The sequence below is a fragment of the Leucobacter salsicius M1-8 genome (assembly GCF_000350525.1).
Lineage (GTDB): Bacteria > Actinomycetota > Actinomycetes > Actinomycetales > Microbacteriaceae > Leucobacter > Leucobacter salsicius.
On the sequence record NZ_AOCN01000007.1, the window covers coordinates 183003 to 197637 of the forward strand.

General features: G+C 65.2%; 13 protein-coding genes. 8 read left to right on the forward strand and 5 right to left on the reverse strand.

The annotated features are described in order from the left end of the window. Positions 1-10: 10 nt before the first annotated feature. On the reverse strand, positions 11-1168 hold the full coding sequence (locus C795_RS14835) for an ABC transporter ATP-binding protein (RefSeq protein ID WP_051053722.1): 1158 nt from the start codon (positions 1166-1168) through the stop codon (positions 11-13). Positions 1169-1318: 150 nt separating this feature from the next. On the opposite strand from C795_RS14835, the gene C795_RS16405 reads away from it, so the two are divergent. Then, a complete protein-coding gene (locus C795_RS16405; protein WP_198008411.1) occupies positions 1319-1993 on the forward strand; it encodes a TetR/AcrR family transcriptional regulator in 675 nt (224 codons plus the stop codon). On the opposite strand, the gene C795_RS0102050 is transcribed toward C795_RS16405, so the two are convergent. The 3 genes from C795_RS0102050 to C795_RS14845 all read right to left on the reverse strand — a co-directional run bounded on the left by C795_RS0102050 (position 1988) and on the right by C795_RS14845 (position 5387). Continuing rightward, the gene (locus tag C795_RS0102050; protein WP_017792098.1) at positions 1988-2860 is read right to left on the reverse strand and encodes an EamA family transporter; all 873 of its coding nucleotides are present in this window, start codon (positions 2858-2860) and stop codon (positions 1988-1990) included. The two genes, C795_RS16405 and C795_RS0102050, sit on opposite strands and share 6 nt — an antisense overlap. 86 nt (positions 2861-2946) lie before the next feature. Further along, a complete protein-coding gene (locus C795_RS0102055; RefSeq protein WP_017792099.1) occupies positions 2947-3522 on the reverse strand; it encodes an NADPH-dependent FMN reductase in 576 nt (191 codons plus the stop codon). A 53-nt stretch (positions 3523-3575) separates the two neighbouring features. Next, positions 3576-5387, reverse strand: a complete 1812-nt coding sequence (locus tag C795_RS14845) for a DHA2 family efflux MFS transporter permease subunit (RefSeq protein WP_017792100.1) — start codon at positions 5385-5387, stop codon at positions 3576-3578. A 253-nt stretch (positions 5388-5640) separates the two neighbouring features. Here C795_RS14845 and C795_RS0102065 point away from each other — a divergent pair, with 253 nt between their 5' ends. The 5 genes from C795_RS0102065 (at position 5641) to C795_RS0102085 (ending at position 10124) form a co-directional block, all read left to right on the forward strand. Beyond that, on the forward strand, positions 5641-6024 hold the full coding sequence (locus C795_RS0102065) for a winged helix-turn-helix transcriptional regulator (RefSeq protein ID WP_017792101.1): 384 nt from the start codon (positions 5641-5643) through the stop codon (positions 6022-6024). 117 nt (positions 6025-6141) lie between these two features. Further along, positions 6142-7533, forward strand: coding sequence for an amidase (locus tag C795_RS14850; protein WP_017792102.1), 1392 nt, complete (start codon positions 6142-6144; stop codon positions 7531-7533). 183 nt (positions 7534-7716) lie between these two features. Then, complete coding sequence (locus C795_RS0102075; RefSeq protein WP_026139383.1) at positions 7717-8340, forward strand: dihydrofolate reductase family protein; 624 nt, start codon at positions 7717-7719, stop codon at positions 8338-8340. A gap of 73 nt (positions 8341-8413) precedes the next feature. Next, a complete protein-coding gene (locus C795_RS14855) occupies positions 8414-9505 on the forward strand; it encodes an AlkA N-terminal domain-containing protein (RefSeq protein ID WP_017792104.1) in 1092 nt (363 codons plus the stop codon). Next, a complete protein-coding gene (locus tag C795_RS0102085) occupies positions 9495-10124 on the forward strand; it encodes a methylated-DNA--[protein]-cysteine S-methyltransferase (RefSeq protein WP_017792105.1) in 630 nt (209 codons plus the stop codon). Before C795_RS14855 ends, C795_RS0102085 begins: the two co-directional genes overlap by 11 nt. Here the strand turns inward: C795_RS0102085 and C795_RS0102090 are convergent. Then, complete coding sequence (locus C795_RS0102090; protein WP_026139384.1) at positions 10121-10555, reverse strand: VOC family protein; 435 nt, start codon at positions 10553-10555, stop codon at positions 10121-10123. The genes C795_RS0102085 and C795_RS0102090 overlap by 4 nt on opposite strands. Positions 10556-10763: 208 nt before the next feature. On the opposite strand from C795_RS0102090, the gene C795_RS14860 reads away from it, so the two are divergent. Then, the gene (locus C795_RS14860) at positions 10764-13229 is read left to right on the forward strand and encodes a DUF4073 domain-containing protein (RefSeq protein ID WP_017792107.1); all 2466 of its coding nucleotides are present in this window, start codon (positions 10764-10766) and stop codon (positions 13227-13229) included. Between the two features lie 239 nt (positions 13230-13468). After that, the coding region (locus C795_RS0102100) for a DUF222 domain-containing protein (protein ID WP_017792108.1) at positions 13469-14635 on the forward strand (1167 nt) is incomplete at its 3' end.

The following is a 14635-nucleotide window of genomic DNA, read 5'->3' on the forward strand; positions in this document are numbered from 1 at the left end:
GAGCGCGACATCATGCGCCCCGCGATGCGTCGGTCTCGGGGGCGAGCGGCCGCAGCGCCTCAATCGGCGCGTAGAGCGGCAGCTCGGCCTCGGGCCGGATCGCCGCGTCGAACGGGGGCGCCACGCGCACCGCGAGCTCGGTGCCGTCGGCGAGCTCGACGGTCGCGCGCAGGTCGGTGCCCATGTAGACGAGCTTCGTCACGCGCCCGGTCGCGAACTTCTCACCGGTCGGATCGAAGTGAATGCGTTCGGGCCGGATCGTGAGGGTGACGTCCCCGGTCGGTGTGGGCACTGATTTGGCGAGCCGGATCGCGTCGCCGCCGGGCAGCTGCACAGTGAGGGCGTCGTCCTCGCCGCGCGTAGCCTGCGTGGTGATGAAGTTCGTCTCGCCGATGAAGTCGGCCACGAATCGGCTAGCCGGCTTCTCGTAGATCTCCTCGGGAGTGCCGATTTGCTCGGGTCGACCGTCATTGAACACCGCGATCCGGTCCCCCATGCTCAGTGCTTCCTCCTGGTCGTGCGTCACGAACACGAAGGTGATGCCAGTGGTGCGCTGCAGCCGCTTCAGCTCGGACTGCATGCCCCGACGCAGCTTCAGGTCGAGCGCCGCGAGGGGTTCATCGAGCAGCAGCACCTGGGGCTGCTTCGCGAGGGCGCGGGCGAGCGCGACGCGCTGCTGCTGACCGCCCGAGAGCTGCTCAGGTTTGCGATTCGCCATTTCAGACATCTGCACAAGCGCGAGCATTTCTTCGACGCGCGCCCGCACGCGGGCCTTCGACATGCCTTCCATCTCGAGCCCGAAGGCGATGTTGTCGGCGACCGTGAGGTGCGGAAACAGGGCGTAGGACTGGAACACGGTGTTGACCGGGCGGGCGTGGGGTGCGAGCTGATCGATACGTCGATCGCCCAACACGATCTCGCCGTCGTCGAGGGTTTCAAGACCTGCGATCGACCGCAGGAGCGTCGTCTTGCCACAGCCAGAGGGGCCGAGCATTACAAAGAACTCGCCCTGGGCAATCGTGAACGAGACGTCGTCGATGGCGTGCACATGAGTTTTCTCTGGCGTGATGAAGGTCTTGCGAGCGTGTGAAATGCGCAGTTCACCCGAGGGGGAATCCTCTGGCCGCACACGGTCAAGACCTGAGATGGTGGGAATGGGGGTAGTCATCCAGTCGCCTGCTCTCTGCGAACCGGGTCTGCGCCGATGCAGACCCTAATGCTGGATAAAGCTAATGGGGTTAGATTAAGTTTGCAAGTGTCTGGTCTTGAGCTTTACCAAGCTGAGACCATCGAACACGTTCTCGACGAGGAGGCGATCATGAGTGAACCGACGACGGAGCCTTCCTCCGCGCCGCGAAAACCGGGACGCCCGTCGAGGCCGCCCCTCACCGAAGCCATGATCGCGCAGGCCGCACTCGAGATCATCGATGAACACGACTGGCAGTCGTGCACAATGAAGGCCCTCGCGCAGCGGCTCGGTGTGCGCGCCCCCTCGCTGTACCACCACGTCGCAGGCCAGCACGAGATCGTTGATTTGGTGCGCAAGCTGGTCGTGAGCGAGATACACGATCCGGCGATCTTGGATCTACCCGCGGCCGAGGCGATGTGGCAGTTTGGCATCGCGTATTACCGCGCATTCGCCAAGCATCCCAACACGATTCAGCTGCTCAGCACGACACCCATTCGCGACCGGGACACCCTGCAGATGTATGAGGTGTTTCTGCAGGCGCTCGTGCGGGGTGGTTGGGACAAGCAGCGCGCGCTCGAGGCCCTGCTGGGGCTCGAGCACCTCGCCCTCGGGTTCGCGTTCGAGTGGAACGCCGAAGACCTGATGCTGGATCCCGTAGCCGCGGCCGCCCACGGGGCGCCGCTCGTGGCCGAGATCACGCACGACCGCACGAATCAGAACGCCATCGCCGAGAGCACCTTTCGCAGCCTGCTGGGCCGCTACATCGCGATGTTCGAGATGGAGGCCGGTGACCAGAGCCTATGAGTGCTGCTCGCGGCGCCCGCCGCGTTGAGCGGCCACCCCCGCGATCACGACAATCGCGATTCCGGCGATCTGTAGGATCGAGGGGGCCTGGCTCAGCACGAGAATGCCCATGACCACGCCGAGCGCCGGTTCGATCGACAGCAGCGTACCGAATGCGGTGTGGGTCATGCGTCTGAGGGCCAGCATCTCGAGCCCGAACGAGATAACAGGAGCGATCAGCGCAATGCCCGCGGCGAGCAGCAGCACCCAGAGCTCGGGGTTACCGCCGAGTACCTGGGGCAGGCCGATCACCGTCGTGAACACTGCAGCGACGGGAATCGTGATCGCGAGGCCGCTAATACCCGCGTAGCGGTCGCCCACGAACTGGGTGAACACGTTGTACAGCCCCCAGCAGACACCGGCGAGCAGCGCGAAGCCAACACCCACAAGGTCGATCTCGCCCTGCCAGGGTTCGGTGAGCAGTACGACCCCGACGAGCGCGAGCGCTGGCCAGGCATAGGCGCTACGCTTCTTGTTCGCGATCGCGGCGACCGCGAGCGGGCCGAGAAACTCGATGGCGACGGCGGTGCCGAGCGGAATGCGCTCGACCGCCATCAAGAAGAAGGTCGTCATGAACCCGGTCACGAGCCCCAGCACGAGCAGCGCCGGCACATCCTTCCCCCGGATCGACCGCAGCTTCGGGCGCACGATGGCGAGCAACAGCACTGCCCCAAAGCACATGCGCAACCAGGCGGTGCCTCCGGCCCCGACCTGTTCGATCACGGTCACGGAGAGCGCGTTCGACAGCTGAATCAGCAGCATGGCGGCGACCGCGAGTGACCACGGCGGAATGGCCGCCCCGCTGGGCTTCGACGTTAGGCGGTTCACTTCGCCGTCTCCTTTGCACGATGCTCGGGCGTCGTGCAGCCGCAGCTCAAGCGCCCAAAACTGCAGCCTACTGCACCGACGAGCTCCTAGTGGACGAGCGCGTTCTCGGTGAGTGTGGCGCTCGCTGCGCGCAACGCATCCGCCGCAACCGCGACGATCGGTTCCGCATCAACGAGCCGCCAATCGGTGCCATAGCCGTCGCGCGGGATCGTGATCTCGACGCTGCCCGCCGCGGTATTGAGCCCAATGAAGTCGAGCACCTGCTGCAGCTGGGCGGCGGCCTGACCGCCACCGTGACCGCCGTAACTCACGATGAGCGCAGGCTGCGCCTTCCACTCTGCGTACAGGTAGTCGATGGCGTTCTTGAGCGCCGCCGGGTAGCCCCCGTTGTACTGCGGGGTCAGGAACACAACCGAGTCGCTCCCGGCGATGATCTCGCTCCAGGCTTTGGTGTGCGCGTGCGTGTAGTTGCCCATCGCGGGCATCAGCGGCTCGTCGAGCATCGGCAGGTTGAGTTCGGCAAGATCGATGATCTGCACGCGTGCACCTGAGGCCTCGGCAATGATCGGCGCGATTGCCTCGGCGATCTGGTCACCAATGCGCACGGGGCGCACGCTGCCGACGACGATGCTGATGAGCGGGCGCTCAGTGATTTCGGTCATGGAGAGACTGGTCCTTTCGGGGTGGAGTGACATTTCGATCCGGATCAGCGACGCTACGCGTCGCTCGGGCTGGGCTTGCGTACAAAGAACGCACCGATCACGACGAGCAGCGAGAGCACCGCGCCGATCTGGAATGCGGACTGGATTCCTCCCGCGGCCGCGGTGACCGCGGTTGATCCGGAGCTGATGAGTTCGGCGGTGCGACCCGACAGGATGGTGATGAACAGCGCGGTTCCAGCTGCGCCCGCGACCTGCTGAATCGCGCTTACCGTCGCCGATCCGTGCGAGTAGAGCTCGGGGCCGAGGGCCCCAAGCGCCGATGTAAACAGCGGGGTGAACATGAGCGCGAGGCCGATCGACAGAGTCAAGTGCGCGGCCACAATGAACCAGGGCTGCGTCGTGGCTGTGACGGTCGAAAGCGCCCAGAGTGCTGCGCTCACGATGATACTGCCGGGAATCACGACCGGGCGGGGGCCGAATCGGTCGAAGAGTTTGCCGACCGTAGGGGCGACGAGGCCCATCACGAGTCCGCCGGGCAGCATCATCATGCCGGTCGTCACGGGTGAGAGCTGCAGCACGTCTTGCAGGTAGAGCGGCAACAGGATGAGGGTGCCAAACATCGCCGCCATCATGAGCGTCATCAGTCCTATGGCGATGGCGAAGCTGGGGCTGCGGAACGTACGCAGATCGAGCAGCGCGCGATTGGTGCGCTGCAGCACGAGCTGGCGCCACACGAACGTGGCGATGCCGAGGGCACCGGCTCCGAGCGCGATCCACATCTGCTGGGCGGGCCCACCGGCGGCGACGCCACCGATCAGGCTGAGCCCGAAGACGAGGCCGCCGAATCCGATGGCCGAAAGCACGACCGAGAGCGCGTCGATGCGACCCACCTGGGTCTCGCCGATGTTCTTGATGCGCAGGTTACCGACCACCAGCATCACGATGGCGATGGGCAACACAAGCCAGAACAGGAAGCGCCAGGACGAGACGCTCAAGATGAAGCCCGAGATCGTCGGGCCGAGCGCGGGTGCGACCGATATGACGATGGAGATCCGGCCCATGAAGCGGCCGCGAGCGTTCGCGGGCACGACCGTCATGATGGTCGTCATCAGGAGCGGCATCATGACTGCGGTGCCCGTGGCTTGCACGATGCGGCCCGCGAGCAGCACCTCGAAGCCCGGGGCGGTCGCCGCGATCAGCGTGCCGAACGAGAAGAGACTCATGGCGATCGTGAACATCTGCCGCGTGGTGAAGCGCTGCAGCAGGTAACCCGTCATGGGAATGATGACGGCGAGCGTCAGCATGAATGCGGTCGTGAGCCACTGTGCGGCCGCGATCGTGATGCCGAGGTCGGAGACGAGGCTGGGAATCGCGACGCCCATGATCGTCTCGTTGAGCATCACGACGAACGCAGCGCCAAGCATTAACCAGATGACGCTGAGCGAACGCTCGTCGCCGAAGGGCTGTGGTTGGGTGTTTGTGCTGGCGGTGGCTACGCTCCCGCTCATACGAGCACGACCCAGGAGAAACCGATGGCGAGCGCCGCGAGCCCGAGGACGAGGCTGGGCGCGAACGACTCGCTTCGGCGCAGGTGCAGGGCGACCGCGACAGCCATCGTGAGGGCGAGGGCGAATGCCGCGACGGGCGTCAGCCAGGGGGGCGATGCCGGTGGCGGCGGGCAGGATCAGGCCGATGGCGCCGATCACCTCGAGCGCCCCGATGCCCTTGAGCTGCGCGGGGGTCACTTCTTCGACCCAGGCCATCTTGGTGCGCACCTGCGCGTACGGGGTGATGGTTCTCATGGTGCCGGCCATGGCGAATGCTGCGGCGAAGAGGGCGGTGACGATCCAGAGTGCGATGATCATGCAGGCCTCCTACTTGGTTACGAAAGGTAAGTATTAATGGTTACTGAAGATATGTAACGCGGGTAGGGTGGGATTATTCCGCACATTTGAAACACTTTTGGTGAATGATTTCGGGCACTCGAGCGTTACGTTTGAGTGCAACCAAGTTCTTCACACCTCACCCAGAAGGCAGACGATGCCCCCGTCACAACCCCCCATTCAGCCAACTCTCCCTCCTGCGGGCGAGCAGCAGGGAGCGCCCCACGGTGGCGCCATGTGCAGCACTGATCATCCGGCAAGCCGCGTGATCCGCGACACGATCGCGCGCTTCGGAGACAAGTGGAGCATTCTCGTGATCGGGCTACTACAGGATGGGCCGCAGCGCTTCGGCGACCTACACCGACGGGTCGACGGCATTTCACACCGCATGCTGTCGCAGACACTGCGCAGCCTCGAGCGAGACGGGCTCGTCTCACGCACGAGCTACCCCGAGGTGCCGCCGCGCGTCGAGTACGCCGCGACCGAGCTTGGCCGATCGCTGTCCGAGCCGATTGTGGCACTCGTGAACTGGGCCGCAGACAACCACCTGGCCATCTTTGAAGCGCGGGAGGCGTTCGATGCCGCCGCCGAACTCGCTGCGGAACCAACCGCGGAGTAGTCGCTTCTCAGTAACCCAGCCACGATCGCTGGTGCGGCGCCCCGCCGACGGTGTAAAGTACAAACGTACACCGCACCGTACACCGTACGGCAAGGACGCCGACCAACAAGGAGCACCGTGGATCTGCACTACATCACCGCTACCGAGGCTATTCGCCAGTTCGAAGCGGGCACCCTCTCCCCCGTCGATCTACTCGAGGCCTCCATTGAGCGCACCGATCGCACCGAGCCTCAGGTCAATGCCGTCACCGAGCAAATGATTGAGTCAGCACGCGCCGCAGCCAAGGACTCTGAAGCCCGCTACCGCGCAGGCACCGCCCGGCCACTCGAGGGCGTGCCGCTCATGATCAAGGAGGAACAGCCGATTGAGGGCATGCTCGCTGAGGACGGTTCTCTGCTTGAGAAGGGCAACGTTGCTGAGCTCACCCATCCCATCGTGGAGCGCATCTTTAACTCCGGTGCTGTCGTGCATGGCCGCACCACGACACCCGAGTTCTGCTGCGCCCCCGTTACGCACACCAAGCTCTGGGGCGTCACGCGCAACCCGCACAACCCCGACATGACCTGCGGTGGCTCATCGGGTGGATCGGGCGCGGCGCTGGCCGCAGGCTCGACCATCCTCGCCACCGGTTCAGACATCGGCGGCTCGATCCGTATCCCCTCTTCCTACTGCGGCGTCGTCGGGTTCAAGCCCCCGTTCGGCCGTGTGCCGGGCCTGCCCCCGTTCAACAGCGACACCTACTGCGCCGATGGCCCCATGGGTCGCAGCGTCGCCGATGTCGCAGCGCTGCAGAACGTCATCGTTGGGCCGTGGGCTGGCGACGCGGCTTCGCTGCGTCCCGCCCTCCTCGTGTCTGGCGAATCGGGCAGCCTCGTCGGCCTCAAAATCGCGCTGAGCTACACGCTCGGCGCGTTCAACCCCGATCCGTCCGTGATCGCCAACACCCGGGCCTTCGCAGACGCACTGCGCGCCGCGGGCGCAACGGTCGACGAGGTCGACCTGCCCTGGACCCAGGATCAGCTGAACAGCACGGCCTGGGCTCACTTCGGTCAAATCATGGGTTCGTTTATCGAGAGCATTGGCGAAGGCGACCCTGCCCAGCTCGAGCAGCTCATGCCTTACACGCGGGCATTCATTCACGCCGCAAGTCAGGGCGGCGACTACGTCGAGGGGCTCGTCGCCGAGTCTGAGTTCTACCGCCCCCTCGGCGACATTCACGAATCCTACGACGCGCTGATCTGCCCCACCATCGCCAACACCGGGATGGCCGCGGATTACCCTGGCACCGACACGCTCGAGGCGTTTGGCGATCTGATGACGCTGCCATTCAATGTCATTGGCCGGGTGCCGGTGCTCGCGGTACCGTCGGGGCGCGCTCCCAACGGTGTGCCCACTGGCGTGCAGATCGTGGGCCGCACGTACGACGATGCGACAGTATTCCGCATCGGCGCAGCCGTCGAACGCGAGCTCGCGCTGTGGACGACACAGGAGTGGTGGCCCGCGCTGTAAGCATGTCGCGTTGACAACTTTGGGGTTGCCAGTGTTCCTCCCGGATACGGGCTGAGAGTGCTGGCAACCCCATTGTTTGAGCAAAACCCGGGTGGGACAATTGAAGCAACCCCGCCGTAGGGCCTTCACGATGGGATGTGAGACCACGAGCGACGGGTGACCGGCAACCGAGCGGGGCACACCATGGGACTCATTCACATCGATCTTTTCACGACGCTCGATGGCGTTGCCCAGGCCCCCGGCGGCCCCGAAGAAGACCCCGAACATGACTTCAAGTTCGGCGGTTGGCAGGCCCCCCTGATCGACGAACTCGTCGGCGACCAGGTCGAATCTGGCATGACAAAGATGGACGCGCTGCTACTGGGCCGCCGCACCTATGACATCTTTGCGGGCTACTGGCCGGCCATCACCGAGGGTTTCATCGCAGAGCATATGAACCGCGTGCCCAAGTATGTAGCGTCACGCCAGCCGCGCAGCCTGAGCTGGGCCAATTCCGTGCAGTTGGGGCCTGAAACCGAGTCCGAGGTGCGCAAGATTCGTGACCGCCACACGAACATTCACGTAATCGGTAGTCTCGACCTCGTGCAGACGCTCATCGCACACAAGCTCTTCGATCAGCTCAATCTCTGGGTCTATCCCATCGTGCTCGGGGCAGGCAAAAAGGTCTTCGCGCACGGAGCTGTTCCCACGAGCCTGCGCCTCATCGAACCCGCGATCACGTCCCCCAACGGGGCGGTGCTGCTGCGATACATGCGCTCCCTCGAGCACCCGCAAACGGGCACCATGTCTGAACGGCGCGCGGAATAACGCCGCGCCCGCTTCTCCATCTCCCTCGCTCCGTGCCCTCGCCACTGACACCTCACCGTGTTACCGTCAGGGCATGAATCTCGATACCGATGTGCGCGAGCATCACGCGCCCATCACGCTAGAACTCGAGGCGGCCCAGCCCTTCGACGCCTATAGCGTGTTCGATTTTCTCAGTGCGCGTGCGATTCCCGGTGTCGAGAGCGTGGCGCGCGCGGAGCGCCTCGAATCACCCCTTGCCCCATCGGGGGACGAGTTCGAAACGACGCTCACCTATGCCCGCACCGTCCGCGCACCAGGTGGGCCAGCGGCCTGCGAGGTGACGTGCGCCCGCACTTCCGTCGGGGCAGGGAGATCCCCGGAGCACTCCGATTGGCGCATTTCCGTGGCCATCGAGGCCACCGAACCCCACGATGTAACCCATGTCGCGGCGCTCATCTCGAGAGTTTTTGACCTCAACGCGGAGTCCGCCCGCATCGACGCGGATCTCGCCCGCGACCCCGCGCTGGCTCCGCTCGTGCAGGCCAACCCCGGGGTACGTGTGCCCGGCACGGTCGACCCCGCTGAGCTCGTGATGCGGGCGATCATCGGCCAGCAGATCACGGTCGCCGCAGCCCGCGGCCATCTCACTCGCCTCGTCGAACGCGCCGACCCCCCGGTGCCCCTTACGACCACCGCAGCCTTTGGCCTCACGACGCTCTTCCCCACCCCGACCCAAATCGTTGCGACAGTCCCATACATCGGTCCGCGCGAAGAGCTCGACCCCGATCGGCCGCTCCGCCTCCCCCGCCGCCAGAGCAACGCGGTCCGGGCTGCGGCCGAGGCGCTCGCGAGCGGCACGCTCGATGCGCGCGCGGGAGCTGATCCGGACACGCTCGCTACGCAGCTCGCGGCCGTGCCCGGGATTGGCCCGTGGACCGCTGCCTATATCGCGCTGCGGGTGCTGGGCGATCCCGATGCGTGGATGCTCGGTGACGTCGCGCTCGTGGCGGGGGCGCGGGCGATCCGGATCCTGCCCAGCACCCGCGAGGGCAGCAAGCAGGCCGAGCACCGGGCCCTCGCCGAGCGCGCCGCCCAGTGGGCGCCCTGGCGCTCTTACGCGTCCATGCACCTGTGGCGCGCTGCCGCGCCACCTACCGAACATAAGGAGCTCAGCCATGCAGCCTGATAGCCCAGCGGTCGCCCTCACCCGCGACACCCCTGATGGCCCGTTCACGCTCGTCACGGGTGCGCTGGGCGTGCTCGCATCGGGCTGGACCGATGATCTCGATGAGCTGCTGCCCCTCATTCACGAATCGCTGCGCCCCGCGCACGACGATGTGCGGGTGTTGGATGCGGCCGAGATTGCCACGGCCATTGCGGGCGACGTGAGTGATGCGGGTGAGGATTCCGGATCGGCCGAGCGCCTTGCGTTCGAGGCACTGGCAGCGCTTGAGGCTTACTATGCGGGCGATGTTGCGGCCCCGGGGCGCGTGCCGACGGTGCAGAAGTCGGGCCCGTTTCGCGAGCATGCCTGGGATGTGCTGCGCGAGATCGCGCCGGGCGAGGCACTCACCTATACGGAGTTTGCAGCGCGGTCGGGCAATCCTGAAGCAGCCCGCGCCGCGGCCAGCGCGTGCGCTATGAATGCGGCGGCCCTGTTCGTGCCGTGTCACCGGGTGATGCGGACGGACGGATCGCTGGGCGGTTTTCGCTACGGGCTGGCGGTGAAGGAACGGCTGCTCGCGCGCGAGGCTGCGGCATCGCCGGGTGCCGGCGGACATGCGGTGTCGGTGTCGCTGTTTTAGTCGAGGCAGAACTCGTTGCCCTCGATGTCTTGCATCACGAGGCAAGACTCGCTCATGCCATCGGCTTCAAGCAAACGGAGCCGTGTGGCGCCAAAAGCTTCGAGCCGAGTGGCCTCAGATTCGAGCGCGGCCAATCGTTCGGCCCCGCGTAGTCCCGTGCCCACACGCACATCGAGGTGCACCCGGTTCTTCACCTGTTTGGGTTCTGGCGCGCGCTGAAAGAATAACCGCGGGCCAACCCCTTGCGGGTCCTGGCACGCCCAGCGGGCCCCGCGTTCTTCGGGCGGCATCGTCTCATCCAGGGCTTCCCAGCTCTCAAAACCGGGAGGGATGGGCGGGTCAACGTATCCGAGAACGCGCTTCCAGAACTCTGCCACGGCTCGTGGATTCGCACAGTCGAACGTGATTTGAACTTGTTTTACGGTGGCCATGATTCACCGTACCTCTGCGCGATCGTGAGAGTAAGGGGCTTGATCCGGCCCTACCTGGACAGGCTTGCACAGTTGTCTGCCCTATCCGTCCTCTTCGAGGGCCAGAGTGGCCGCTTGTTCATCCCCACGACAGGGGACGTTTGCCGGGCGCTGGGAGTCTGCTGCCTGTGCCCGATGCCTTCGGGACACCTGTGAAAGGAACCCGTTCATGTCTGTATTTCAGTCGGCCGCTTTCTCGAAGCGCCGCCAGTGCGCCTACGCCGGGGTGTTGCTTTCGGCAATGCTCATACTTCCTCCCGTAGCCAGCGCGCACGCCATCGAAGCTCCGCCCGTTTCTACCGAAACTGTTACCGATGCCTTGGCTGATGAAGTTACCAATGGTGCAGCCGAGGTTGCTGCCGAGGAAGCTCCCGAGGCGGTTGCCGAGGGCTCGTCCTTCTCTCTGTCAGCCACGAGTGTCATGGCCGGCACCACGCTGAAGATCGATTACGCCACAGATGTCCCGCACGCCGAGAACTGGATCGGCATCTACACCGGTGGCGTGCAGCCCGGTGACAAGAACTCACTCGTCTGGAAATACACGCCCGATGCGAGTGGCCAGGTCAGCTTCGCGCTCGATCTCGCTCCCGGCACCTATGACGTGTGGTTCCTCGAGAAGGGCGGCTATGACGGGCTCGCACCGATGCAGGAGCTTACGGTCACCGCGGACCCGTCGGCATCAACCCCTGGTGACCCCGATGCCCCGGTCACCATTGACCCGGTCGTTACCGATACCTCCACCGACGGCGTGATCTTGCGCGAGACCTTCAACACTGGCAAGCTGCCGAAGGGTTGGGACGCCCAGTTCTCATCGCCCCACGAGGGCGATCAGAACTACGCCGGTTGGCAGAGCACCACCCGCGCTGACTGGTCGGCTGCGGTCGACCAGATGCGCGACCGGTTCGGCCGCACCGCTGCGTCGTTCCTTGTTGCAGACGCCCAGCAGTTTGGCGGCAGCGAATTCAAGGCCATCCTCACGAGTGCGCCGGTCGACGTCAGTGAACTCGACGCGGTGCGTCTCACGTTCGACAGTCACTTCCGCGGTGCCGCAGGGCAGGCGGGCGCGGTGAAGGCAAGCTTCGATGGTGCAGACCCCGTCGAGGTGCTGCGCCTCGATTCGGCGAGCGTCAGCGATGGCTACGACGGGATGCAGCTCAATGCGGCGCAAGAGATCGTGGTCGACACCCCAGCACGGGCCAAGCAGGTTGAGTTTTCGTGGGAGTTCACTGGCGCGGCTGACGCGCGCTACTGGGCCATCGACTCGGTCGCGGTGCACCAGGTGCAGCAGGCTTCGGCAGGCGAACCCACCCAGGCGTGGGTCGTGTCTGACATTCAAGGACACCCGAATGATTTTGCGCACGGAATCGAGGACATGAAGAAGATCGCGCCCAATGCGAACGGGCTGCTCATGGTCGGCGACATTGTGAACTCGGGTTCGGTTCGAGAATGGCAAGAAATTTATGACGTGATGGACGCCTCGAAAGACATCCGCCCGCCCCAGACCGTCGCGGGGATGGGCAACCACGAGCGCTACGCTTCGGGTGGCTTCGACGCTAATTTCCAGCGATTCCTCGATTTCGCCGAGCGCGACAAGGCATGGGGCGAATACGTGCTCGAGGGGCCCTCAGGCGACCTGCCCGTGATCGTGCTGGGCCAGGAGCTTTCGGGGCCAAGCGACGTGCCCATGACTAATGCGCAGGTCGAGTTTCTTGAGGAGCGGCTGGCCCACTGGACGGAGCTCGACAAGCAGGTCATGGTGATGAGCCACTTCCCGCTCGGCAACACTGTTTCGGCGTCGTGGCTGCCCTGGTACAGCAACCACCACCAGCACAACAACCGGCTCACGAGCATCCTCGGCAACTACCCCAACGCGGTCGTGTTCAGCGGCCACACGCACTACCCGGCTGAGCTCGGCGACTGGTCGATGCAGCGTCGCACTGCCGACGGTCACGCTGACGGGTTCTGGGCGATCAATACCCTCGCGATGCACATCGAGTGGGATGCGCGCGGAGAGAATTCAAAGGGTGCCACCGAGATCACTACGGGCGATGTCAACCGCGGGCTCACGGTCGACGCGTACGAGGATCGCATGGTGGTCACGGCCCACGACTTCGCGACTGATCAGCAGCTGCGGCAGGTCACGATCCCCAACCCGCTCGTCACTTTCGCGGGTGAGCTCGCACCCGATTCGGAGCGCGACGCAAACTACGATGCGGTCGATGCCGCCCTCGCCTCGGTGCCCGCCGATTTGAGCAGCTTCACGGCGGGATCGGTCGCCACACTGCAGACTGCCATTGACGCGGTCGATCGCACCCTCGCCGCCGACAAGCAGGCCGAGGTCGATGCGATGGCCGCGGCCATCACGACCGCCGTCGCAGCGCTCGAGTCGGATCCCGGTGGATCCGCGGGCGCGGGCGGTACGAGCACCGCGAGTGGCACGAGCGCTGCGAGCGGCAGCTCCGGAGCTTCGGGTAACACGGGAGACTCGGGTACTTCGGGATCCGGATCAAGTAGTGCCGCGGGCGCCGAGCTCGCGAACACCGGAGCGGCCGGATTCGCGGGCATCGCGGCGGGCGCGCTCGCGCTGCTAGCGGCGGGAGGCGCGCTGCTGATGCGTCGCCGTTCGGCCGAGTAGGCGACCAACACCTCGTGTCGGGAGGCCACCGGAGATCAGGGGTCGTGAAGACCTGATTGCCGGTGGCCTCCCTCTGGTTGTCGTGCCGTCAAACAAACCCATTTGATTTGTAGGGTGCAAACCTAAACATCAGCCACTTCTTTAGAGGTTCCCGAGAACTTCCCCGCATCCCCACCGAACCGCATATTTACGCCACTTTACGGGGCCTCAATGTCCGACGTCCCTGCTGTACTAGCCTCATGCAACTCCCCTTCGACACCGACAGCCCCTACCGCGGGCACCTGACCGACCTGGTCTCCCGCGCTGTCGATATCGATGCCCGCCTCCGCGCCCTCCAAGCCGAACGCGCCACCCTCTTTGCCGAGGCATCCACCCTCGCCGACCTCGAAGGCACGCGTCCCCTCACCAACCCCGGCGATCTGACTGCGCCTGTCAGCCGCGCGGATCCGTTTGGTCCCGACCAACGCCTCCCCCAAGGTACGACCACCCGTCGTGACCGTGCGCACCGGGTGATCCGGGCCGAGCTCGCCAGCGCCCTCAACATTTCGGCATGGACCATCGCCAGCGATATCTCCCACGCCGTCGACACCCTCACCCACTTCCCCGTTCTTCATGCGGCGCAGGCCCGCGGGGAGATCACCGAGAAGCATGTGCGCAGCGTCGTCGACGCGGGCCGCATCATCGGACACCTCGCCACCGAACAGACCGGCAGCACCCTTATCGACGAGGCCGGAGTCGTGTTGGAAGCGGACGCCGCGGAGGCCGAGATCGCCCGCCGCTACGCCTGCTTCGACACCGAGTTGCTCCCCCATGCGCAGTCGCTTACCCCGGCCCTGTTGGTGCCGGTCGCGAAGCGCCTCGCCGAGAAACTCGCGGGCGCTTCCTTTGACGACCGACACCGCATCGCCCGCCGCGACCGCCACGTCTCCTTGACCGAACTCGAGGATGGCATGTGCCAGCTCACCGCCCTCGTCACGAGTCTTGAGGGTCACGCCATCTTTGACCGCCTCACCCAGTACGGCAAACAGCTCCAAACCAGCGACCTCACCGCCAGCACTACCGCCAGCCCCAGCGGGAGCATGGGCACGGACGCCGGTACCTGTGACAGCGGCAGCAATGCTCACTCCACAGACGGTGTGCAAGCCACCGGTATGCGAGCTTTCGGGGTGCGAGCTTCCGGGGTGCGAGCTTCCGGGGTGCGAGCTTCCGATATGACTGGCACGGCTATGAATGTCAGGATTCCAGCATCAAGCGAGGCTAGTGAAACGAGCAGCGCTACCGGTAGCGTGCGGGGTGTGGTCGGCGAAGCCGCCGCAAATGTCTTCAAACGGCCCTTGGGCGAGGCCCGCGCCGACAGTCTCGTTTCGCTCCTCCTCGAGGGCGAACTCACAGAGCCCTCCGGCAGC

Excerpts from the sequence above, each read along its gene's own strand:
- C795_RS14835 (WP_051053722.1), bottom strand. The coding sequence starts at position 1,168 with ATGACTACCCCCATTCCCACCATCTCAGGTCTTGACCGTGTGCGGCCA.
- C795_RS16405 (WP_198008411.1), top strand. The coding sequence starts at position 1,319 with ATGAGTGAACCGACGACGGAGCCTTCCTCCGCGCCGCGAAAACCGGGA.
- C795_RS0102055 (WP_017792099.1), bottom strand. The coding sequence starts at position 3,522 with ATGACCGAAATCACTGAGCGCCCGCTCATCAGCATCGTCGTCGGCAGC.
- C795_RS14845 (WP_017792100.1), bottom strand. The coding sequence starts at position 5,387 with ATGATCATCGCACTCTGGATCGTCACCGCCCTCTTCGCCGCAGCATTC.
- C795_RS0102065 (WP_017792101.1), top strand. The coding sequence starts at position 5,641 with ATGTGCAGCACTGATCATCCGGCAAGCCGCGTGATCCGCGACACGATC.
- C795_RS0102075 (WP_026139383.1), top strand. The coding sequence starts at position 7,717 with ATGGGACTCATTCACATCGATCTTTTCACGACGCTCGATGGCGTTGCC.
- C795_RS14855 (WP_017792104.1), top strand. The coding sequence starts at position 8,414 with ATGAATCTCGATACCGATGTGCGCGAGCATCACGCGCCCATCACGCTA.
- C795_RS0102085 (WP_017792105.1), top strand. The coding sequence starts at position 9,495 with ATGCAGCCTGATAGCCCAGCGGTCGCCCTCACCCGCGACACCCCTGAT.
- C795_RS0102090 (WP_026139384.1), bottom strand. The coding sequence starts at position 10,555 with ATGGCCACCGTAAAACAAGTTCAAATCACGTTCGACTGTGCGAATCCA.
- C795_RS14860 (WP_017792107.1), top strand. The coding sequence starts at position 10,764 with ATGTCTGTATTTCAGTCGGCCGCTTTCTCGAAGCGCCGCCAGTGCGCC.